Raw genomic sequence first — 22,720 nt, forward strand, 5'->3', positions numbered from 1 at the left:
AAGGGGGAAGGAAACATGGAGGAAACAAGGCAACAATGGGGAACGAGGGCCGGATTTATTTTCGCAGCGGTCGGCTCTGCAGTTGGATTAGGGAATATATGGCGTTTTCCTTATACAGCGTATGAAAATGGAGGAGGCGCATTCTTTTTACCGTACTTATTTGCATTATTAACGACTGGTATTTCATTGTTAGCATTTGAGTTTGCTCTTGGGCATCGTCATCGTGGTTCAGCGCCACTTACATTCTTCCGAATTAATCCACATGCTGAATTTATTGGATGGTGGCAAATGTGTGTAACGTTTATCGTTTCAACATATTATGCAGTAATTATTGCTTGGTCTATTTCGTATACGTACTTTGCAATTACTGGAGCATGGGGGAAAGACACGCAATCATTTTTATTTAAAGAATATTTACATGTTGCAGATAAGCCAGGGCAGTTTGGAGGACTTGTGCCAGAAGTATTAATTCCATTAGCGCTCGTTTGGATTATTGTGCTGGGTGTTGCATTTAAAGGCGTTAAGAAAGGAATCGAAGTTGTTAACCGCATTTTTATTCCGTTATTAGTTGTTATGTTCCTTATTATCGTTGTTCGTGCAGTGACAATGGAAGGTGCGATGCAAGGATTAGATGCATTCTTCAAACCAGATTGGAGTCGTATTTTTGATGGGAAAGTATGGCTTGCTGCTTACGGTCAAATTTTCTTTAGTTTATCGTTAGCATTCGGAATTATGATTACTTATTCTAGTTATTTACCGAAAAACTCAGATACAACAAATAATGCCTTTATTACTGGATTTGCAAATTCAGGATTTGAATTATTAGCAGGTATTGGTGTCTTTGCAGCTCTTGGGTTTATGGCAAATAACATGGGTGTACCGGTTGATAAAGTAGCTAGTGCTGGTGTAGGGCTTGCATTTGTTGTATTCCCGCAGATTATAAATGAGTTACCGATGTCATCGTTATTTGGCGTATTATTTTTCTTATCTTTAACGGTTGCTGGAATTACATCACTCATTTCACTTGCGGAAGTATGCTTTGCCGCTGTATCTGAAAAATTCAGCTTAAGTCGTCAAAAAACGATTGGAATTATGGGAACGCTTCTCGTGTTAGTTTCTCTTGTATTTGCAACACGTGGTGGACTTATGTTCCTAGATGTTGTTGATTATTTTGCTAACAATTTTGGATTGATTTCAATAGCACTTGTTGAAGTAGTGACAATAGGACTTATCTTGCGCCGTTTACCAGTTTATCAAAATCACGCAAACTTTGTATCTGATATAAAGTTAGGGACGTTTTGGAGAGTGAGTTTACTCGTTATTACCCCGCTTATGTTAGGGTATATGTTAATTGATGGCACAATCCAAAATATTAAAAAGAACTACGGAGATTATCCAACCGAGTTTGTTGTAACTTATGGTTGGTCAATTGCAGCGGCATTCCTAATAGTTGCAATAATCATTAGTCTGAAAAAATGGGATGCACAAATACATTCAGATTCTGCTAAGCTTGAAAAAGAATGGAAAGATCGAGGTGTTTCATGATGAGTGGATCAGCGATTATGATGATGGTGATTGGAATGGTAGTCATTTGGGGAGGACTTGCATTAAGTATCGCAAATTTATTTAAGAAAAAGGCATAAGCTAAAAACATCTGTACCGAAACGGTACAGATGTTTTTTTATGAAAAAATTGTATTAGAAAAAAATTCAATAACCATACTACAACTACGAGGAAGATTGAAGAGGTGAATGGAAATTGGAACAAACAATTTATATTAAAATGCGTAATCGCTTAAAAGTTTCTCCTACGTATGAAGTAAAGCTGGGTGATGTTGCTCAACTTGTAGGAGATTCTTTAGTAGTTGAGTCGTTACAAAATGAGATAGTTTACAACATAACAGCGCATGATAAGACACATGTTGTAATTGATGTTATGAAAGTAGTTGAGATTATTCAACAAAAAGCGTCTCATATACAAATTAATTTACTTGGTTCTGGACAAACTCTTGTTGAAATTATATATGAAAAAAAGAAAGTGCACCCAGTTTTCTTCGGACTTGTATGGTTGTTGCTTTTTATTGGAGCGGCCCTTGCGATTATATATTTCCATGAAGATGTAAGTATGCAACAAGTGCACCAACGGTTATATTACATGATTACTGGAGAATTTAAGGCGCAACCACTTTTATTTCAAATCCCATATTCATTAGGTCTTGGATTAGGTATGGTCTTGTTTTTTAATCATGTGTTTCAAAAGAGAATTAATGAAGAGCCGAGTCCGTTAGAAGTTGAAATGTTTCAATACCAGCAGTCGCTTGATCAATATGTAATTGTTCATGAAAACAAGGATAATATGAAACAACTTGCCGATGATTGAGTCTGGATTCGTTATTTTGATTGGTTTAGCCGGAGGGATTGCAGTAGGTAGCGGATATGTCGCATTTTTAGCCGTACTTGGTATAATCCCTCGTTTAGCTCAATTAACGAGAAGCGGAAAGCATATTCAATATTTGGAGTTGGCTGTTATTGCGGGTACTTTAACAGGGGCTTGGTGTAGTTTGAAAAATATTACGTTTCAAACGTCACAATATTGGCTCGTAATATTAGGGTTATTTTGTGGCACATTCATTGGAATGCTCGCTGCGGCATTAACGGAAGTGCTCAACGTTTTACCTATTTTAGCGAAACGAGTTGGAGTAGAGGGGAAAATTGTTGTTTTACTCGTTGCTCTTGTACTTGGAAAAGTAATAGGCTCGCTATTTCACTGGATTTATTTCGTAAAGTAGGAGGCAATATATAAATGACACCAAAAAAACTAAAGGATGACTACATAAATAAAGTGAAGGAGTACCATCCAAAACCAAACTATTTACTAAATTGTGTCAAGGCATTTCTTGTAGGTGGACTTATTTGTACAGTCGGAGAAGTAGTGACGAAATTTTATATACATTATTTTCATTTCAGTGAACAAGAGGCAGGAAATCCGACAGTTGCAACTCTTGTTTTATTATCGGCGATTTTAACTGGGTGTGGTGTATATGATAAAATCGGCCAGTTTGCTGGAGCGGGATCGGCAGTACCAGTTACTGGATTTGCGAATTCCATGGCGAGCGCTGCGCTAGAGCATCGGAGTGAAGGGATTGTTCTTGGGATTGCTACAAACATGTTTAAGCTTGCAGGAAGTGTTATCGTTTTTGGAGTTGTTGGTGCATACATTATTGGGTTAATAAGATATACCTTTAAAATATTTATGTCTTAAAGGAGGGGCTAGTATGAGGTTGACAGGAAAACAAACGTGGGTATTTCAAAATAATATTTACGTAAACGCAACAGGTACTGCTGTCGGTCCAAAAGAAGCTGAAGGCCCCCTTGGGAAGGATTTTGATATTTCGTATGCAGATTTGCATTGCGGAGAGGAAAACTGGGAACTTGCGGAACGAAGATTAATGTCAGACTCAATTCAACAAGCAGTGCAAAAAGGGAATATAAAACCATCGGAAATTGATTTCTTTTTAGCTGGCGATTTATTAAATCAAACAGTGACGGCAAATTATGTTGCTAGGGAGTTTGGCATTCCTTTTTTAGGAATGTTTAGCGCTTGTGCGACGTCAATGGAAACTTTAGCGATTGGATCAGCCTTTATAGACGGTGGATTTGCGAATCGTGTCTTAGCTACAGTAAGTAGTCATAATGCAACGGCTGAAAGGCAATTTCGTTTTCCAACAGAGTATGGAGGACAGAAGCCAGGAACAGCAAATTCAACTGTTACAGGTGCAGGATCCATATTAATTAGCAATGAAAAAAGTGCAATTAAAATTACGGCTGCTACGATTGGAAGAGTACAGGATTTAGGTATTGCGAATCCGTTAGATATGGGATCGGCAATGGCACCAGCTGCAGCTCATACAATTCAGCAACACTTTGAAGATTTAGGGAGAAGTGCAGCTGATTATGATTTGATTGTTACTGGTGATTTATCAGCTGTTGGGACACCGATTGCGAAACAGCTTTTACTTGAAGAAGGTTACGATCTCGGCCATATATACAATGATTGTGGATTAATGATCTACGATTCAAGTCAAGAAGAAGTGTTTGCAGGTGGTAGTGGCTGTGCTTGTTCAGCTGTTGTCACATATGGTCATTTATTACGCGAGATGCAAAAAGGGAATTTACAACGAATTTTTGTCGTTGCTACTGGTGCATTATTAAGTCCGATGATGATGCAACAGAAAGAAACGATTCCGACAATCGCGCACGGTGTTGTGTTTGAAAGAGTTAAAGGAGAGTGAATTGTGGATTTTGTATATGCATTTCTTGTAGGCGGAGCTATTTGTGTAATTGGCCAAGTATTGCTAGATTTTGCAAAGTTAACACCGGCTCATTTAATGGCAACTTTTGTAGTCATCGGAGCAATTTTAGATGGATTCGGATTGTACGATAAGCTTATAAAGTTTGCAGGTGCTGGGGCAACAGTACCTATTACAAGTTTTGGTCATTCACTATTACACGGAGCAATGCATGCGGCAGAAAAGCACGGATATTTAGGAATTGGTATTGGTATGTTTAGTTTAACGTCTGCGGGCATTTCTGCAGCGATATTATTTTCATTTTTTGTAGCACTTATATGTAAACCGAAAGGATAAATCAGATGAGACGAAGGGTTGTTTTGGTCACAGATGGAGATGAATATGCAAAGCGGGCAATTGAGCTGTTAACAAAGGAATTTGGGGGAAGGTGTATTTCAGCATCGCAAAGTAATCCAACCAAATTGACAGGGAAGAAAGTTGTTGAGCTTATTATGCAAACGCCATATGACCCTGTATTTGTCATGTTTGATGACAGCGGATTTATTGGAGAAGGATCTGGTGAAAAGGCTTTAAAATATGTAGCAACACATAAACAAATTGATGTACTTGGTATTTTAGCAGTAGCGTCTAATACACACCATTGGGAATGGGCACGTGTAGATGTAAGTGTAGATCGGAACGGGAATTTAACCGAATACGGTGTTGATAAATTTGGGCTTCCAGATGGTGAAATTGGCAGGATTAGTGGAGATACAATTTATTGCTTAGATGACTTGAATGTTCCCGTCATTGTTGGCGTTGGTGATATCGGCAAGATGTGTGGAAATGATGAATGGGAGAGAGGATCACCTATTACTAAAAAAGCAATTCAATTAATTTTGGAAAGGAGTGGTTTTTATGACGAATCCTAAAAAAGTAAATATCCCGATTTCATCTTTTTTAAGTGATAATGAAAATTACTTAAAGCAAACAGTTGGATTGGGTGTCACATACGATGTTGGTATTCGTAAATTTCAAATTTTAAACAAAGAAATTGGTGTGTTATTTGTAAATGGACTTTGTGATACGAACTATATAATCCCTATTTTAGAAGAAGCAGTGGATACAAATGAAATAAGGGATGTAGAAGAAGATACAGTAAAGTTGTTAGAGAATCGTTTAATTCATCAACAAGTAAGTAAAGTAAAAACGATGGACGATGTGATGCTCCAAGTGTTATCAGGACTTATTGTTATCTTTGTGGAAGGTGAAACGGAAGCCTTCGCAATAGATGTTCGTAGTTATCCAGGGCGGACACCGACAGAACCAGATACAGAAAAGGTAGTACGTGGTGCAAGGGATGGTTTTGTTGAAAATATCGTTGTAAATACAGCGTTAATTCGTAGAAGGATACGCGATCCTCGTCTTCGAAACGAAATGATTCGAGTGGGAGATAGATCACAAACTGATATTTGTATTACATATGTACAAGATGTTGCAAATCCGGATTTAGTGAAGATTATAAAGCAAGAGCTAAATAATATTGAAGTAGATGGAGTTACGATGGCGGATAAAACAATCGAAGAATTTGTAGTCAAACAAAGTTATAATCCATTCCCGCTTATTCGATATACAGAAAGGCCAGATGTAGCAGCGAATCATCTGTTAGAAGGACATGTGTTAGTACTTGTTGATACATCACCAAGTGCTATGATCACTCCAACAACATATTTCCACCATTTACAGCATGCAGAAGAGTTTAGACAAAATCCAGCTGTTGGCACATTTTTACGTTGGGTACGTTTTTTAGGTGTAATATTTTCGTTATTTTTACTACCGTTTTGGTTAGTTTTTGTATTTGATCCAACTCTTTTACCGGAAAACCTTGCTTTCATTGGACCAAATAAGATGACGCATTTACCGATTTTATTACAAATTTTGATGGCGGAAATCGGCCTCGAATTTTTAAGGATGGCTGCCATTCATACACCGACATCATTGTCGTCAGCAGCAGGATTAATTTCTGCCATATTAATTGGTCAAATTGCAATTGATGTAGGTTTGTTTGTACCAGAAGTTATTTTGTATGTAGCGGTTTCTATGATTGGATCATTTGCAACGCCGAGTTATGAACTAGGGCTTGGGAATAAGATTGGGAAATTGTTTGTCATTATTTTGACAGGTATCTTTCATGAAATGGGATTTGTAATAGGAATGACGATATTAATTCTATTTTTAACGTCTATAAAAAGCTTACAAACACCGTATTTATGGCCGTTTTTACCGTTTGATTGGGGTGCGTTAACGAAAATTTTACTCCGTCCAACTATGTCTAGTTTAAAAGTACGTCCTAGTATTGTACGACCTCAAAATGTAAAAAGACAAAAATAAGCGGGATTATGCTCCCGCTTATTTTTTTATCCCGCTATTTTCGGGCAGTAAGGCTCCCACTTCAAAAATCGACGTATGCGAGGATGTTAGGTGGGAGACAACTGCCCATAAAAGCCCAATTGGTGTGGGTTAATAATCAGCGGGGGGATGAACAAAACCCCTGTTGATTAAAGTTTCAATTTATCAAAAATTTATTGTTTTTTTAACAAAAATCAAACATTTTTTTTGTACAATTAGAGTAGATATTGTGTATGAAAGGGGAAGAGGACATGATTAAATTATTTGTAAGTGATTTAGATGATACGCTCGTTTACAATGTGAATGATATGAAAAAAGAAGATGAACGGGCACTTTGTTGGCTAGCTGAAAAAGGGACAAATATTTGTTTTGCCTCTGGCCGTTTCACACATCGAATTAATGAAGTCGTAAAAAGGTTTGCATTCCCGTATTACACAACTGGTTTAAATGGAGCAACAATGTTGCTACCGGATGGAAACGTGTTTCATGAATCAAATTTTGAAGATGGAGTTGCCCAGGAAATATATCGATATATACATGAAAAGAGACTAGCGGATATTGTTTGTGCAAATGAGCAGCGATATACAAAAAGAAAGAATGAACATCATCATACTTTTGAAGAGTATATGGGAGTGCATATTGCTGAAATCGAAGAACTAGAAGAGGAATTTGGGAAGACTGTACATCCTGCGAAATTGTTTGTTTTTGGAGAAGAAGCAAAAATTGTAGCATTAGATCAAGAGTTGCGAGACACATTTCATAGCGAAGCGGAAGTTTTTATATCGGGTAAGCGCTATGTTGACATTATGCCAAGAGGTGTAAGTAAAGGAAGCGCTTTGAAGCGATTAATGGAACATTTACAAATTGAAGCAAATGAAGTTGCATGTATTGGAGATTCTTTCAATGATATTTCTATGTTTGAAGTAACCCCGCACTCCTTCACACTCCATCATGCTCATCCGTATGTGAAGGGGAAAGCAAATCATGTTGTTCGTTCGGTTGAAGAAGCTGTTATGAAATTACCGTTACTTGTATGAAAAAAGAAGCTCGTCAGCGCGAGCTTCTTTTTTTACTTGAATAAAGATTTAACGAAATCAATGATACTAGAGAAGAAATCTTTTACTTTATCTAGGAAACTTTGTCCTTCTTCAGATCCTAAGAAGGCAGACACATGGTCTTTGGCTTTATCTAATTGGCTACCAACTTGGTTCCAATCGATATTAAGATTTTTCATTTTATCAAATAACGCTACTAAGTTATCTAGTTGTTCATCTGTTAATGTAATGCCGAGTTGATCAGCAATTTTTTTAATTAATGAACGTAAATCTTCAGTCGTTTTTGGCTGTTCTTTTGCAATTTCTTCTTTAACTTTTGCAACAAGTTGAACTGCTTTTTCTTCACCAATTTTATCACCGAGCTGTGCTGTTTGGACCATTTCTTCATTCGCTACTTTTTTTACTTCCTCGGGAATCTCTTTATTTGATGTTGTTTCATAAGCTTTCATTAAACCTGTTAAAGCAGCAGTTCCTGAAACTTTAAATGGTGCAGTAATTTGAATCTCTGCATCTTTTACACCAGCTGTAATAAGTGCATTTGTGTACATTGCATCTGTTATGGAATTAATGTTTTTTGAACGTACAATGAGACCAGATCCTGGCTTTGTGTATGTTATCATAGAAGAGGAAATTGCTCGCGTACCAATTTGTGCTTTTGGAACAATTCCGTCTAGAAATTTATGTTCTTCCGCATTAGACACAGTAATGATTGTAGCATCTTTTGGTGCTTTCATTTCTTTTAACAGATCTTGTTTTTGTTGTTCAGATAAGTTTTCTCCTAGTGTAACAATTGATTCTCCCTCAATGATGTCTGCAAATGAAGCTGTTGGCATCATAAACACCGTTACAGCTAATAGCAGAGCTAGTAATTTCGCTTTCACGAAAAATCGCTCCCTTTCTCTTTATGAAATTTTCGGGCAACACAGTTATTATAGTATATATTTCTTATTTGTCACCTAGCTTTTGCCACATTTCAAAAAAGAACGGTGTAGATTGTCGGATTCTTTTTGTTTCTAGTCATGAATGTGGTAATATAGTGCTGAGATAGTTGAAAGGAGACATATACGTATGAAAACTTTAGGATACATATTAATGGAAAATGGTGAAAAAATCGATTTAGAATTCTTCCCAGAGGAAGCGCCAAAAACAGTAGAAAACTTTAAAAAATTAGCAGAGCAAGGATTTTATGACGGTGTGACATTCCACCGTGTTATTCCTGGTTTCGTAAGCCAAGGTGGAGACCCAACAGGTACAGGTGCAGGTGGCCCAGGCTACTCTATTCCGTGTGAAACTGATGGAAACCCTCATAGACACCTTGTAGGATCACTTTCTATGGCTCATGCTGGCCGTAACACAGGTGGCAGCCAGTTCTTTGTTGTTCATGAGCCACAACCACATTTAGACGGTGTACATACTGTATTCGGTAAAGCAACAAGCGGTATTGAAACAGTATTAAACATGCGTCAAGGTGATGTAATGAAAGAAGTTAAAGTTTGGGAAGAATAAGTTATGAAAAAAGAGAGCTTTTGCTCTCTTTTTTATATTTAAAATAGGAATGGGTATTTCCATTGCAGTACACGGTACAAGTAGCACTTTGATTATCGTTAAAATATAGTGCGTATGAGAACAAACTTTTAACAAATTACATAGAATACATTAGATTATATGCTTCAAAAAATATTTATATTATATGGGCTTTGCTAGAATTACGTTGTTCTAAGGTGATGAGTATAGCAAATGTTTCTACTAATTTTCATAATAGCGTTGTCTCCTTTTTGGAAAATCTACTTAGAAAGAAATAGTGAGGAAACATGTATTTGACTTTCTTCTTTTCACTTTGTATGATTATCAAGTTGTTTTAAGCCCTTCTCACTCTGTTGAAAATATTGTAAAATGAATGTGATATGAAAAGAGTGGTTGAGGGGATTAATGGTTTGTAACTTTTGTAAGAAGGGATAAGGGTTATGTTAATTCGTTTTAAAAAAAGTTATGAAAAAATCGCAATGGGGCTTCTTTCGTTTATGCCAACTGAAAAAGATGTGAAAACATTACAATTGACAATGAAAGAGTATGAAGCGAAAGAGGATTGGCAATTGTATTTGTGGAAGCAAAATGAAGATTTTGTTGGAATAATGGGGATTGTAAAGAAAGAGAATCAAGTATTAGAAATTCAGCATTTGAGTGTGAACCCGTCTCACCGTCATATGGGGATTGGGACAAAGATGGTTCAAGAGTTAAAGAGTAAATTTCTTGAGTTTACAATTTGCGGAAATGAGCAAACAGCAAGTTTTTGCGAAAAGTGTAAAGGGCTTGAACAAAATATACATTCGTGAAAGCAGAGATAAGTAGTTTATTATCTCTGCTTTCTTTTTTGTAATTGTTCGTTTCGTTCAGTAATGACTTCTGTTCGATCGCGTAATGTGTGCTTATGAATGATATATTCACTAGGAGTAGCATTTACGTTTTTCCAAAGGAGGTTTTGCTTCTGACATAACTGTACGCAGTGTTTTTCTAACGATGCATCCGATAACGGTAAAAATAACGGAGTAAAGCTTTCTTTTTTATGTATAGATTGCAATCTTTTATTGAGTAAGAATAGAAGTTGTGTTTGATCTATTCCTAAACGAAGTAGAGGTATACTGTTTTTTTCTAAAAGTGTTATTGCGCTTTTCATCATCTTCTCTGCGCCATTCCAGTTAGAACGTCTTTGATGGTATAAGGACACTGCAATTTGAATGAGACCAACTAAGTAATTATCACGATTTCCTCTAGGTTTTGTTTTCCAATACTCTTCCAATATTTCATGACATTCAAAATAATCATAATCTCCGTGAAAGTGAATTAAAAATTGTATGTATTCGGTAGGATACATGTTTTTCGCCCCTATCTAACGGTTATAAATACAAGTGTATCATAGAAATATGAACAATAAACGACTAGGGAATTTCCCCTAGCCGTTATTGTTCATATTAGCAGAAGCAAGCTGCCCCTACAATAATTAGTAAAATAAACAGTACAACAAGTAATGCGAACCCACCGCTAAAACCACAATCAACGTGACCCATAGTTTTTTGACCTCCTACGTTGTTCTTACTACACTGTTATCATATGAAGCGGTGGGCATGATGACATAGGCATAGGTCTATTTTTAATTAAATTTCTTAAAAAGGTTGGATAGAACATGAGTATGCTCTATACTTATGTTGTTATAGAAAAAATGTGGTGGGATGCTTTGTGCAGTATAATTTTAAAGTAGAGGCTTTTGAAGGGCCTTTAGATCTATTGTTACATTTAATACATCGTTATGAAATCGATATATATAATATTCCTGTAGCGGATATTACAGAACAATATTTGTCCTATGTTCATACGATGAAGGAACTACAATTAGATGTTGCGAGTGAATATTTAGTAATGGCTGCAACGTTATTACAAATTAAAAGTAAAATGTTGTTGCCGAAACATGAAGAAGATGTAATTGATAACGGTGATGACTTTATAGATGACCCTCGTCAAGAGCTGATGGAGAGGTTAATTGAATATAAGAAATATAAGCAAGTTGCTACTGAGTTAAAAGAAAGAGAACAAGAAAGAGCACAGCTATATACACGTCCGCCAATTGATTTTACATCATTACAACAAGAAGAGGAGACAAACTTGCCTCTTGATGTTACGTTATATGATATGCTAGCGGCATTTCAAAAATTAATGCGCCGTAAAAAAGCAAAGCAACCTGTAACAACACGTGTTACTCGTCAAGAAATACCAATTGAACAGCGAATGACTGATATTCTAAAACAGTTAGAAATAAAAGGTGGTCGTCAAAGTTTTTATGATTTGTTTGCTGATGAAGAACGTGAAATAATGGTTGTAACATTTTTAGCAGTTCTTGAGCTTATGAAAAATCAACAAATCATCATTGAACAAGAACATAATTTTGATGAAATTTTTGTATCAAGCTCTAATAAATCCGCATAGAGCTGGTATGGGGAAATGGGATAGAAACATTTTATCTCATGTTAGGTTTTAATGAATCGTTTGGAACAAGAGAAGAAATATTGAACCGAACGCATTGACTGTGATTCGGTTTTTTGATGTGTATTTTTACTGGGAAAATAGGAGGAAGGAGCTCGAAAAATGGATAGAAAAGAACAAAAATCAATCATTGAAGGGCTTTTGTTTGTTTCTGGTGATGAAGGGATTTATCCAGAACAAATAGCGAAAGTTCTTGAAATTGAAATGAAAGAAGTAATTGATACTTTAGAAGAAATGCAAAAGGACTGTGAAGAGTCACATCGTGGTTTGCAAATTGTACAGTATGCAAAAGTATATCGATTTGCTACAAAGAAAGAACATGCTTCGTACTATCAAAAATTAATAGATATTCCAACGGCTGCCTCACTTTCTCAAGCTGCTCTTGAAACGTTAGCAATCGTTGCATATCGTCAACCGATTACAAGGACAGAAATGGAAGAGATTCGAGGGGTAAAAACGGACAAGGCGTTACAAACGTTAGTTTCACACTTACTTATAAAAGAAACTGGACGAGCAGAAGGTCCAGGGCGACCTATTTTATATGGGACGACAAAAGAATTTTTGGACACATTTGGATTGAAAACATTAGATGATTTACCACCACTTTCGGAAGAGAGTGAACAAATGAATGAAGCGGATTTATTCTTCGGTTCTTTACAAGAAATATCGAAATAAAAGCTTAGCATTTTGCTAAGCTTTTTTTGTATATCAATTATTTACAGTGCCATACTAAATGAAAAAAGGAGACGAGTTATGAGAGGTATGAGAAGTATTCTATTATTAGTTTCTGTTTTGTTATGCTTTTCTTTAAATAGCGCATCGGCTAAAAGATATATGATGTCCATTCATACTGCGTCTCCTTTACATATGCATCGGCTACATCTCAGTAAAATGAAAGTGAGTTTTTTGAAAGTGGGACAAGGTGATGCGACACTTATCATACTACCCAATGGACAAACAATGTTAATTGATGGAGGACCTTATGAAGCAGGAGAGGTTATTATTCAGAAATTAATTGAAAAAGGGATTAATCATTTAGATGTTATTGTCAGTACACATCCTGATATGGATCATATTGGAGGGCTAATTCCAATTGTAGAACAAATGCCAGTATCACTTATATTAGATAGTGGAAAAACATATAGTTCTTTTACTTACCATACGTATCGGAACAATATTAAGAAAAGGGGAATACCCTTCGTTTCAGTAAAAGAAGGACAATATATACCGCTAGATCCGCATGTTTCTATACAGGTATTAAACAATGGGAAATCGAAAGATGAAAATAATGAATCCTCAATCATTTTAAAGGTTCGATATGGAAAGGCAGATTTTTTATTAATGGGTGATGCTGATGTACGTACGGAACATGAAATATTAAAACAATTTGATGTACATGCTGATGTATTAAAAGTTGGTCATCATGGTTCATATACTTCAACAAGTGAAACATTTATAAAAAAAGTGGAACCGCAGTTCGCTATTCTGTCGTACGGGAGTAGCAATCCGTATGGACACCCTCACCAAAGTGTAGTAAGACGTTTAAAGCGACACGGTATAATGATATATGGAACTAATAAACGTACAGTGGAAATGGAAACAGATGGTGAACATATGACGATAGAGTCTAGCGGGTTAATGCCATTATTGAAATAATTCATATATTAGAGATGGATTGTTTCTTTTTGGAAAAAACGAATAATATATATTATAATTATGAGAGACGCAATAAATTTCCTTTTTTGTTAAACAAAAAAGGAAATTTCATTAGAATGTATAGACAACTACTCGTGTGTATATTAAGATGGAATTAGGCGAATAAGGTAATAATAACAAGTAGGTATTTCATGGGAAAGGATCGATGAAAATGAAAACGCAAATTGTCATCAATGCCAAAATTTATACAGGTCAAGAAGTAGTGGAAAACGGATTTATTCGTTACGCAGAAACAATTAAAGAAATTGGTTTGATGGCTCAATATGTACCACAAGAAAATGAAACTGTTTTTGATGCTACAGGGAAGCTTGTAATTCCGGGCATGATTGATGTTCATATTCATGGTGGATACGATATTGATGCGATGGATGCAAATAGCGATGGGTTAGTAACTCTAGGTAAAGAAATGTTAAAAGAAGGAGTTACAACTTACTTCCCAACAACAATGACACAAGCTCCAGAGGCGATTGAAGCAGCACTAATTGCTGCGAAGGAAGCAAAAGAAAAAGGAGCACATTTCGAATACGTTCACTTAGAAGGACCGTATGTTTCCAAGAAACGTGCAGGGGCACAACCGCTTGAAAATATCGTTCCTGCGAATATTGAGCAATTTAAACAATGGCAAGAAGCAAGCGGAAATTTGATTAAATTAGTAACATATGCACCAGAAGAAGAGGGAGCATTAGAGTTTGAACAATATCTTGCTGAAACTGGTGTAGTTGGCACAATGGGGCATACAGATGCAATTGATGCGCAACTAAAAAATAGAAACATTACACATGCGACACATTTATACAATCAAATGCGTGGATTACATCACCGTGAACCAGGAGTTGTTGGTCATGTGTTATTAAATCCAGATGTAATGGTTGAAGTAATTACAGATGGTATTCATATTCACCCTGATATGGTGAAATTAGCATATAAACTAAAAGGTCCGAAAAAAGTAAGTGTTATTACTGACGCAATGCGTGCAAAAGGTCTTGAAGATGGATTATATGAGCTTGGCGGACAGCCAGTACATGTAAAAGATGGTAGTGCTCGATTAGAAGATGGAACGTTAGCTGGTAGTATTCTAAAAATGGATCAAGCTTTCCGAAATGTAATTGAATTTACAGGTTGTTCAATCGAGGATGCAGTACTGATGACATCAGTGAACCAGGCAGAAGAATTTGGATTAAATAATAAAGGTGCACTAGTTGTAGGAAAAGATGCAGACTTTGTTGTGATGACTGAAGAATTACATGTATATGATACGGTTCGTTTAGGAATTCATATGAAGGAAGGGAAGTAATTAAATGAATATTCTTGTTATAAAAACTCAAGAAGAATTAGCAGAAGCAGGTTATAAATTAATTGAAAAAGTAGTAAAAACAAAAGAAAATCCAACATTAGGAATGGCTACAGGTAGCTCTCCATTAGGTATTTATGCAGAAATGCGAAAAAATAAACTTGATACAAGCCATGCAACCACTGTAAACTTAGATGAGTACGTAAATTTACCACATGAAGATAAAAACAGCTACCATTATTTCATGCAAGAACAGTTGTTTGATCATCTTCCATTTAAACAAACTTATGTACCAAACGGGATGGCAAGTGATTTAGAGGAAGAGTGCAAACGTTACGAGGGCATTCTAGCTGCTAACCCAGTTGACCTACAGATTCTTGGAATCGGTGAAAACGGTCACATCGGATTTAACGAGCCAGGAACACCGTTTAATTCTCCAACTAACATTGTAGAATTAACAGAATCTACACGCCAAGCAAATCTTCGCTTCTTCGAGAATGAAGAAGATGTGCCAACTCATGCGATTACAATGGGAATTGGAAGCATTATGAAAGCAAAACAAATTCTACTTGTTGCTATGGGTCCTAAAAAGGCAGAAGCTGTTAAAGAGTTATTGCAAGGTGAATATAGTGAAGCGTGTCCTGCTACAGTTTTACAACATCATCCGAATGTAACCGTAATCGCTGATCAAGAAGCTCTATCTTTATGCAGTGAGGCGATTGCTGATGAACATCGACAAGTATTCACCATTTCCGATCTATTATCAGATTCAAGAGTGGGTGAAACAGCTAATTGAGGGCGGCGAATGGAAGCCGGGAGATAAAATCCCATCTGAGAATGAACTTTGTGATAAGTTCGAAGTGAGTCGTATGACAATCAGACAGGCGATTAATAATTTAGTGGAACAAGGCTATTTATATCGGAAACGTGGAATTGGAACTTTTGTCCAACTTCCGAAAGTGGAGCAGAAATTGCAAGGAATGACGGGATTCACGGAAGATATGATATCTCGTGGGATGAATCCAAGTAGTCAATTACTTAGTTTCCGTCTAGTTCCAGCTACTGCTAAAATAGCAGATCGGCTGAGAATACAAGAGGGAGAATCGGTTTATGAAGTGAGGCGTATTCGCTTAGCAGATGATGAACCGATTGCTTTTGAGACGACATATTTGTCGCCAACTCTTGTAAAAGATATTAATGAAGAAATATTGCAACAATCTTTATATGAACATTTAGAGAAAAAACTAGGCTTTAAACTCGTTAGCGCTACTCAATCAATTGAAGCTTCTATTGCAACGGATAATGAAGCTGAACATCTGCATATTCCTAAAAAGGCGCCTGTACTTGTAATGCGTCAATGGTCATATTCAGAAGGTGAGATGCCGTTAGAGTACGTGAAATGTATTTATCGTGGGGATCGTTATAAATTTATTACGAACATCGCACGTAACAAATAATATATTTCAGCTTGTGAAGTATAGTGGATTTTTAATTGTTTAACATGTAAAGAAATAAAAATACGACTCATCCTTATAAGGAGTGAGTCGTATTTTTATTATGAGCAATAACGTGGTTAACAGCATCTTTAACCGTATCTACTACATAGTGAGCATGTTCTTTTACTGCTTTATCTGCTTGAGACATAGCAAAACTATGAGGAGTTAAAGAAAACATTGGAATATCATTGTAAGAATCCCCTATACAAGCAACTTCCTCTGGTTGTATTTGAAATTCTTTTAATAGAATAGAAATAGCAGAACCTTTACTAATATTCGGCGGCATTACATCTAAACATTGTTCTGCTGAAATGAACGTACTAACTTTTCCATGGAATTTTTCATCAATCTTTTTCTGAAGGAGTTGTAAGCTTTCTTTTGTTCCTCCAACAGAAATTTTATTTGGAAAAATTGTATCATCTATTTTCTGTAATAAATTAGGTTCTTCAACAGAAGTCATCGTTACTTGTTGTTCAAGCTCATGAATAAACGGTGTTTTCTCTTCAATGTAATAATTATGCTCATCACTAACGTAACGGAAATAAGGATCTTCATTTGTCATTGCTAATAAATCAGGTAAAATACTAGAGTCAAATGTAGCAGATAGTAGTTGTTTATTATCGTTTGTATATACAAATACACCATTCACACTAATGCGGTGGAAATTTGTATTAACTGCTTTCATTAAATCTGCAATTTCATTATCAAGTCTTCCTGAAGCGAAACAAAGAATTACATTTTGTTCAGCTAAACTGCGTAAAGCCATAACATCCTGCTCGTCGATAAGACCTCCGTGTTGCATCATTGTACCATCGATATCACTTACAAACATTTTAATCATGTTGTTATCTCCTTTCTATGTACAGTTGCTCTTACATTATACGCATCATATATAAACATGTCTAAAAAATGAATTTTTATTAAATGGTAGATGTTTTACATTGACGACAAATAAGAATGTTCTGTAACATAAAAGTAGGCTATTCAAGTACGAGGGTGGTGTTATATGAATAATTATCTAGAAATTAAAAAAGTTTTAAATAATAATGTCATCATTGCTAGCCATTCTGAACATGAGGAAGTAGTAGTGATTGGTAAAGGAATTGGATTTGGGAAAAAAGCGAACGATGTGCTAGGACAAGAACAAATTGAAAAAATGTTTGTTTTAAAAAACGAACGCGATCGTGAACAATACAAACTATTAGTGCCACATATTAGTGAAAAATTAATTGAATTGATGAACGATATTATGTTGTACATTCAAGAAAAAGCGATATCTCCACTAAATGAACATATTCATATTGCGTTAACAGATCATATTTCTTTTGCGATTAAAAGGCTAAAACAAGGTCTTACAATAGATAATCCTTTTTTAGTTGAAACGAAAATGTTGTATCCAGAGGAATATGAAATTGCTGAAGGTGTTGTAGAACTTTTAAATTCTCGTTTGCAGATTACATTGCCAGAAGGAGAAGTTGGTTTTATTGCACTCCATATTTACAGCTCGCTTACAAATTCAGATGTATCTTCAGTTAGTCAAAACTCCCGTCTCATTGCACAGCTTGTATCTTTAATTGAGACAAACTTACAAATTACATTAGATCAAGAAAGCATTCACTATTTACGCCTTATTCGTCATCTTCAATATGCGATTGAACGTGTGAAAAAAGGAGAGAAAGTAGAGGAATCAGAAAGTTTTGCGGACTTATTAAAGGCAGAATATCCAGTATGTTATAATTTAGCTTGGAAGCTAGTTAAGGTCATGCAAAAAGAATTACAACTTCCTGTATATGAAGCTGAAAGTATTTATTTAACGATGCATTTGCAACGCCTGGTGAAAGCAGAGCATGTGTAAAAAGACATATATTTTTGTCTAAAATGAAAACGTTAAAAAAAATGATTGAATCGCTTACAATAGTTATGTATAATAACTATTGCAAAGTTATACAAATTTCGACAAACACATTGAGGGAAATCACGAAAACGTTTGCCTTCATTATAGTGAACTTATACGTAAACCTATTTTTGACACGTGTTACTGATTCGATCAGGCATGAGTGGAGAAAAGTAAGGAATGTAAGCTAAAGAAAGGGATATACTACCCTTTGTATAGCTATCGTTCTATCTTTTTTTCCTCATGCCTTTTTGGCGTTTGTCGAAATGTATCAATATAGATAAGAGAGGAAGGGTTTCCATGTTTAAGAAGATCTTTGGTGTTCTTCAAAAAGTCGGAAAAGCGCTTATGCTTCCAGTAGCGATTTTACCGGCAGCAGGTATTTTACTTGGATTTGGTAATGCATTTCAAAATCCACAGTTAACAAATGTTATTCCTGCTTTAAAAGCAGATTGGTTCGTAATGGTTGCAAAAATTATGGAACAATCTGGTGATATTATTTTCGCTAACCTTGCATTATTATTCGCAGTTGGGGTGGCAATTGGTTTAGCTGGTGGTGACGGAGTAGCTGGTTTAGCAGCATTCGTTGGTTACTTAATTATGAACAAAACGATGAGTGTGTTCTTAGAAGTAGATAAGCTAGTGAAGGTAACAAGTACGGGTACAGACCCAGTAAAAATTGGATTTGCAGATCCTGCATATGCCAATGTATTAGGAATTCCAACACTGCAAACCGGGGTATTTGGTGGTATTATCATCGGTATAGTAGCGGCATATTGCTATAATAAATACTTCAATATTGAATTACCATCATACTTAGGTTTCTTTGCAGGTAAGCGTTTCGTACCGATCGCAACTGCAACATTCTCTTTAGTAGTAGGTATTATCATGTGTTTCGTTTGGCCATACATTCAAGGCGGCTTAAACACGTTCTCACATCAAATGATTGATGCAAATAGAACGTTAGCAGCATTTATATTTGGTTTAATTGAACGTTCATTGATTCCATTCGGATTACATCACATTTTCTATTCACCATTCTGGTTCGAGTTCGGTCAGTATACAAATGCAGCTGGCGAATTAATCCGCGGTGACCAAAAAATCTTTATGGCACAGTTAAAAGATGGTGTAGAATTAACAGCAGGTACATTTACAACTGGTAAGTATCCGTTCATGATGTTCGGTCTTCCAGCAGCAGCATTAGCAATGTACCATGAAGCACGTCCAGAAAATAAAAAATTAGCAGCAGGTATTTTAGGTTCTGCTGCATTAACATCTTTCTTAACAGGTATTACAGAACCACTTGAATTTTCATTCTTATTCGTAGCACCAGTATTATTCGGAATTCACGCTGTATTTGCTGGTCTATCATTTATGACAATGCAAATTTTAGGTGTTAAAATTGGTATGACATTCTCTGGTGGCTTAATCGACTTTATCTTATTCGGTGTACTACCAGGCCGTACAGCATGGTGGTGGGTAATTGTTGTTGGTCTTGTACTAGCAGTTATTTACTACTTCGGATTCCGCTTTGCAATCCGCAAGTGGGATTTAAAAACACCTGGTCGTGAAGTAGCAAATGCAAATGACGGCGCAGGGAAAGCAGAAGCTGGTGAACTTCCACGTGAAGTATTAGTAGCACTTGGTGGTAAAGAAAACATTGCGTCATTAGATGCTTGTATTACTCGTTTACGTGTTCAAGTTAACGAACAAAAAAATGTAAACAAAGATCGTTTAAAAGAGCTTGGTGCAGCCGGTGTACTTGAAGTTGGAAATAACATTCAAGCAATCTTTGGACCGAAATCTGACACATTAAAATCACAAATTCATGATATTATGTCAGGTCGTACACCTCATGTTGAAAAAGAAGAGCCGGTAAAAGTGGAAGAAGCTCCTCAGCAAGTTGATGAAAACGAAACAATCGTTTCACCAATCGAAGGAAAAATTTTACCGATTACAGAAGTACCTGACCAAGTATTCTCAGGAAAAATGATGGGAGACGGATTTGCAATTGAGCCAACTGAAGGAACAGTAGTTGCTCCAGTTAACGGTGAGATTGTCAATGTATTCCCTACAAAGCATGCGATTGGTATTCAATCTGAAGGCGGAAAAGAAATTTTAATCCACTTCGGTATCGATACTGTAAAATTAAATGGTGAAGGATTTGAGGCACTTGTAGCGCAAGGCGACAAAGTGAAACAAGGACAACCATTATTAAAAGTAGATCTTGCATTTGTAAAAGAGAATGCACCATCTATCATTACACCAATTGTCTTTACGAATTTACAACAAGGACAACAAGTTGAATTGAAAAAAGATGGAAATGTTAAGAAGGGCGAAAACGCTATTATTGACATTCAGTAGGAATTTGACGCAAAATGTTTATAATTATAGTAGGCGATGTGGTTGACCGAATATCGCCTATTATATACAATAGATGATGTAGTACTCACGTCTATACAACTAAAAAAAACTGTAATTTAAAGGAGATAAATTATCATGGAAAAAATCTTTAAAGTAACTAGCGATTCAGGAATTCATGCTCGTCCAGCAACTCTACTTGTAAACACTGCAAGCAAATTTGGTTCTGACATTAACTTAGAGTATAACGGAAAAAACGTTAACTTAAAATCAATCATGGGCGTTATGTCTTTAGGTATTCAACAAGGCGCGGAAATTAAGATCACTGCAAATGGTGATGATGCAGCTCAAGCACTAGCAGCTATCGAAGAAACTATGAAAAACGAAGGATTAGGAGAATAATGACTCTTAACATTCAAGGGATCGCTGCATCAAGTGGGATTGCTATTGCGAAGGCTTTCAGACTTGAAAATCCTGAATTTAACATTGAAAAGAAATCGATTACAAACGAAGCTGCTGAAATTGCACGCTTAGACGCTGCGCTTGAGAAAGCAAAATCTGAACTAGAAGCTATTAAGGACCACGCTTTTGCTGAGCTAGGTGCTGATAAAGCTGCTATCTTTGAAGCACATTTATTAGTATTAAACGATCCAGAATTAGTAAATCCAGTAAAAGATAAAGTAAACAGCGAAAAAGTAAATGCTGAATTTGCAATGGATGAAGTTGCATCAATGTTTATTTCTATGTTTGAAAACATGGATAACGAATATATGAAAGAACGTGCTGCGGATATTCGTGACGTAACAAAACGTGTTCTTGCACATTTACTAGGAATTAACTTCTCAAATCCTGGTACAATTTCTGAAGAAGTAATTATTATTGCTGAAGATTTAACACCATCTGATACAGCTCAGTTAAACCGTAAGTACGCAAAAGGTTTCACAACTGATATCGGTGGACGTACATCTCACTCTGCAATTATGGCTCGTTCTATGGAAATTCCAGCTGTTGTTGGTACGAAAGTTGTAATGGAGAAAATCCAAAATGGCGATATCGTAATCATCGACGGTTTAGATGGAGAAGTAATTGTAAACCCATCTGAAGAAACTCTTCGTTCTTTTGAAGAAAAGAAAGCGAAATTTGAAGAGCAAAAAGTTGAATGGGCAAAGTTAAAAGACCAAGCTACTGTAACAAGCGATGGACATCACGTTGAGCTTGTTGCTAATATCGGAACACCAAATGATGTACAAGGTATTATCGATAATGGCGGAGAAGGCGTTGGTTTATACCGCACAGAATTCTTATACATGGGCCGTGACAATCTTCCAACAGAAGAAGAACAGTTCGAAGCGTATAAAGCAGTTCTTGAAGGTGTAAAAGAAGGTCAACCTGTCGTTGTTCGTACACTTGACATCGGTGGAGATAAAGAGCTTCCATACTTACATTTACCAAAAGAAATGAATCCATTCTTAGGATACCGTGCAATTCGCTTATGTCTTGATGAGCAAGATGTGTTCCGTACACAACTTCGTGCATTACTTCGTGCTAGCGTATACGGTAACTTAAAAATTATGTTCCCAATGATTGCAACTCTTGATGAGTTCCGTCAGGCAAAAGCAATCTTATTAGAAGAGAAAGCAAAACTTGTAGAAGCGGGTACAACTGTTTCTGATTCTATTGAAGTAGGTATGATGGTTGAAATTCCAGCTTCAGCAGTATTAGCAGATCAATTCGCAAAAGAAGTTGATTTCTTCTCTATCGGAACAAATGACTTAATCCAATACACAATGGCTGCAGATCGTATGAACGAACAAGTATCTTACTTATACCAACCATATAACCCATCTATTTTACGTCTTGTAAAAATGGTTATCGATGCTGCTCATAAAGAGGGCAAATGGGCTGGTATGTGCGGTGAGATGGCGGGAGATTCACTTGCTATCCCATTACTATTAGGATTAGGCTTAGATGAGTTCAGTATGAGTGCAACATCTATCCTTCCTGCAAGAACACAACTAAGCAAGTTGTCAAAAGCAGAAATGGAAACATTAGCAGAAAAAGCATTAATGATGTCAACTGCTGAAGAAGTTGTTGAATTAGTTAAAAGCATATAATCATAAAAAAACCTGAGTCGATTTGAAATCGGTCTCAGGTTTTTTTTATGAGAAAAGTAAA

26 protein-coding genes are annotated in these 22,720 nt (G+C 36.2%); 22 read left to right on the forward strand and 4 right to left on the reverse strand.

Going from position 1 to position 22,720, the window contains the following annotated elements; all coding sequences use genetic code 11:
* Positions 1-15: 15 nt before the first annotated feature.
* The 10 genes from COI75_RS12105 (at position 16) to COI75_RS12150 (ending at position 7,734) form a co-directional block, all read left to right on the forward strand.
* Positions 16-1,545 carry a sodium-dependent transporter gene (locus tag COI75_RS12105; protein ID WP_000393187.1) on the forward strand — a complete coding sequence of 510 codons (1,530 nt, stop codon included), beginning with the start codon at positions 16-18 and terminating at the stop codon, positions 1,543-1,545.
* A complete protein-coding gene (locus COI75_RS12110) occupies positions 1,545-1,643 on the forward strand; it encodes a methionine/alanine import family NSS transporter small subunit (protein WP_000016829.1) in 99 nt (32 codons plus the stop codon). Before COI75_RS12105 ends, COI75_RS12110 begins: the two co-directional genes overlap by 1 nt.
* Positions 1,644-1,758: 115 nt before the next feature.
* Positions 1,759-2,379, forward strand: coding sequence for a stage V sporulation protein AA (locus tag COI75_RS12115; RefSeq protein ID WP_000438371.1), 621 nt, complete (start codon positions 1,759-1,761; stop codon positions 2,377-2,379).
* A complete protein-coding gene (spoVAB, locus tag COI75_RS12120; RefSeq protein WP_000572944.1) occupies positions 2,372-2,788 on the forward strand; it encodes a stage V sporulation protein SpoVAB in 417 nt (138 codons plus the stop codon). The genes COI75_RS12115 and spoVAB overlap by 8 nt, the downstream gene beginning before the upstream one ends.
* A 14-nt stretch (positions 2,789-2,802) precedes the next feature.
* Positions 2,803-3,261 (forward strand): stage V sporulation protein AC, encoded by a 459-nt coding sequence (gene spoVAC, locus COI75_RS12125; RefSeq protein ID WP_000187978.1) that lies wholly within the window; start codon positions 2,803-2,805, stop codon positions 3,259-3,261.
* 13 nt (positions 3,262-3,274) lie between these two features.
* Positions 3,275-4,291, forward strand: a complete 1,017-nt coding sequence (spoVAD, locus tag COI75_RS12130) for a stage V sporulation protein AD (protein ID WP_001241171.1) — start codon at positions 3,275-3,277, stop codon at positions 4,289-4,291.
* A gap of 3 nt (positions 4,292-4,294) precedes the next feature.
* Positions 4,295-4,645: a stage V sporulation protein AE gene (gene spoVAE, locus COI75_RS12135; protein ID WP_000348324.1), complete on the forward strand. Its 351-nt coding sequence runs from the start codon at positions 4,295-4,297 to the stop codon at positions 4,643-4,645.
* 5 nt (positions 4,646-4,650) lie between these two features.
* Complete coding sequence (locus tag COI75_RS12140) at positions 4,651-5,220, forward strand: stage V sporulation protein AE (protein WP_001254411.1); 570 nt, start codon at positions 4,651-4,653, stop codon at positions 5,218-5,220.
* Positions 5,207-6,679 (forward strand): spore germination protein SpoVAF, encoded by a 1,473-nt coding sequence (spoVAF, locus tag COI75_RS12145; protein WP_000184144.1) that lies wholly within the window; start codon positions 5,207-5,209, stop codon positions 6,677-6,679. Before COI75_RS12140 ends, spoVAF begins: the two co-directional genes overlap by 14 nt.
* 251 nt (positions 6,680-6,930) lie before the next feature.
* The gene (locus tag COI75_RS12150) at positions 6,931-7,734 is read left to right on the forward strand and encodes a Cof-type HAD-IIB family hydrolase (protein WP_002095345.1); all 804 of its coding nucleotides are present in this window, start codon (positions 6,931-6,933) and stop codon (positions 7,732-7,734) included.
* A gap of 32 nt (positions 7,735-7,766) precedes the next feature.
* On the opposite strand, the gene COI75_RS12155 is transcribed toward COI75_RS12150, so the two are convergent.
* Positions 7,767-8,633, reverse strand: coding sequence for a DUF1002 domain-containing protein (locus tag COI75_RS12155; RefSeq protein WP_000644931.1), 867 nt, complete (start codon positions 8,631-8,633; stop codon positions 7,767-7,769).
* Between the two features lie 187 nt (positions 8,634-8,820).
* On the opposite strand from COI75_RS12155, the gene COI75_RS12160 reads away from it, so the two are divergent.
* The gene (locus tag COI75_RS12160; protein WP_000853785.1) at positions 8,821-9,258 is read left to right on the forward strand and encodes a peptidylprolyl isomerase; all 438 of its coding nucleotides are present in this window, start codon (positions 8,821-8,823) and stop codon (positions 9,256-9,258) included.
* Between the two features lie 458 nt (positions 9,259-9,716).
* Positions 9,717-10,085, forward strand: coding sequence for a GNAT family N-acetyltransferase RibT (gene ribT / locus COI75_RS12170; RefSeq protein ID WP_000908404.1), 369 nt, complete (start codon positions 9,717-9,719; stop codon positions 10,083-10,085).
* A 20-nt stretch (positions 10,086-10,105) separates the two neighbouring features.
* On the opposite strand, the gene COI75_RS12175 is transcribed toward ribT, so the two are convergent.
* Both COI75_RS12175 and COI75_RS12180 read right to left on the reverse strand, forming a co-directional pair.
* A complete protein-coding gene (locus COI75_RS12175; protein WP_000283604.1) occupies positions 10,106-10,624 on the reverse strand; it encodes a DUF309 domain-containing protein in 519 nt (172 codons plus the stop codon).
* 97 nt (positions 10,625-10,721) lie between these two features.
* Positions 10,722-10,817, reverse strand: a complete 96-nt coding sequence (locus COI75_RS12180) for a YjcZ family sporulation protein (RefSeq protein WP_000510194.1) — start codon at positions 10,815-10,817, stop codon at positions 10,722-10,724.
* A 169-nt stretch (positions 10,818-10,986) separates the two neighbouring features.
* On the opposite strand from COI75_RS12180, the gene scpA reads away from it, so the two are divergent.
* The 6 genes from scpA (at position 10,987) to COI75_RS12215 (ending at position 16,251) form a co-directional block, all read left to right on the forward strand.
* Entirely contained in the window at positions 10,987-11,730 is a 744-nt protein-coding gene (gene scpA, locus COI75_RS12185; RefSeq protein WP_001199745.1) for a segregation/condensation protein A, read from the forward strand.
* 159 nt (positions 11,731-11,889) lie between these two features.
* Positions 11,890-12,462, forward strand: a complete 573-nt coding sequence (gene scpB, locus COI75_RS12195) for a segregation/condensation protein ScpB (RefSeq protein ID WP_000375164.1) — start codon at positions 11,890-11,892, stop codon at positions 12,460-12,462.
* A gap of 78 nt (positions 12,463-12,540) precedes the next feature.
* Complete coding sequence (locus COI75_RS12200) at positions 12,541-13,443, forward strand: ComEC/Rec2 family competence protein (RefSeq protein WP_001214835.1); 903 nt, start codon at positions 12,541-12,543, stop codon at positions 13,441-13,443.
* A gap of 211 nt (positions 13,444-13,654) precedes the next feature.
* On the forward strand, positions 13,655-14,797 hold the full coding sequence (nagA, locus tag COI75_RS12205; RefSeq protein ID WP_002095347.1) for an N-acetylglucosamine-6-phosphate deacetylase: 1,143 nt from the start codon (positions 13,655-13,657) through the stop codon (positions 14,795-14,797).
* A 4-nt stretch (positions 14,798-14,801) separates the two neighbouring features.
* The gene (gene nagB, locus COI75_RS12210) at positions 14,802-15,590 is read left to right on the forward strand and encodes a glucosamine-6-phosphate deaminase (protein ID WP_001024108.1); all 789 of its coding nucleotides are present in this window, start codon (positions 14,802-14,804) and stop codon (positions 15,588-15,590) included.
* A complete protein-coding gene (locus COI75_RS12215) occupies positions 15,520-16,251 on the forward strand; it encodes a GntR family transcriptional regulator (RefSeq protein ID WP_080013148.1) in 732 nt (243 codons plus the stop codon). Before nagB ends, COI75_RS12215 begins: the two co-directional genes overlap by 71 nt.
* 73 nt (positions 16,252-16,324) lie before the next feature.
* On the opposite strand, the gene COI75_RS12220 is transcribed toward COI75_RS12215, so the two are convergent.
* Positions 16,325-17,131: a Cof-type HAD-IIB family hydrolase gene (locus tag COI75_RS12220; RefSeq protein WP_000594255.1), complete on the reverse strand. Its 807-nt coding sequence runs from the start codon at positions 17,129-17,131 to the stop codon at positions 16,325-16,327.
* Between the two features lie 165 nt (positions 17,132-17,296).
* Between COI75_RS12220 and glcT the strand changes: the two genes are divergently transcribed.
* The 4 genes from glcT (at position 17,297) to ptsP (ending at position 22,659) form a co-directional block, all read left to right on the forward strand.
* Complete coding sequence (glcT, locus tag COI75_RS12225) at positions 17,297-18,145, forward strand: glucose PTS transporter transcription antiterminator GlcT (RefSeq protein WP_001067324.1); 849 nt, start codon at positions 17,297-17,299, stop codon at positions 18,143-18,145.
* 339 nt (positions 18,146-18,484) lie between these two features.
* Complete coding sequence (ptsG, locus tag COI75_RS12230; RefSeq protein ID WP_000473210.1) at positions 18,485-20,548, forward strand: PTS glucose transporter subunit IIABC; 2,064 nt, start codon at positions 18,485-18,487, stop codon at positions 20,546-20,548.
* A 135-nt stretch (positions 20,549-20,683) separates the two neighbouring features.
* Positions 20,684-20,947 (forward strand): phosphocarrier protein HPr, encoded by a 264-nt coding sequence (gene ptsH, locus COI75_RS12235; RefSeq protein WP_000411079.1) that lies wholly within the window; start codon positions 20,684-20,686, stop codon positions 20,945-20,947.
* A complete protein-coding gene (ptsP, locus tag COI75_RS12240) occupies positions 20,947-22,659 on the forward strand; it encodes a phosphoenolpyruvate--protein phosphotransferase (RefSeq protein WP_000174204.1) in 1,713 nt (570 codons plus the stop codon). Before ptsH ends, ptsP begins: the two co-directional genes overlap by 1 nt.
* Positions 22,660-22,720 lie beyond the last annotated feature (61 nt).

It is taken from the genome of Bacillus cereus, from assembly GCF_002564555.1.
Taxonomy (GTDB): domain Bacteria; phylum Bacillota; class Bacilli; order Bacillales; family Bacillaceae_G; genus Bacillus_A; species Bacillus_A cereus_K.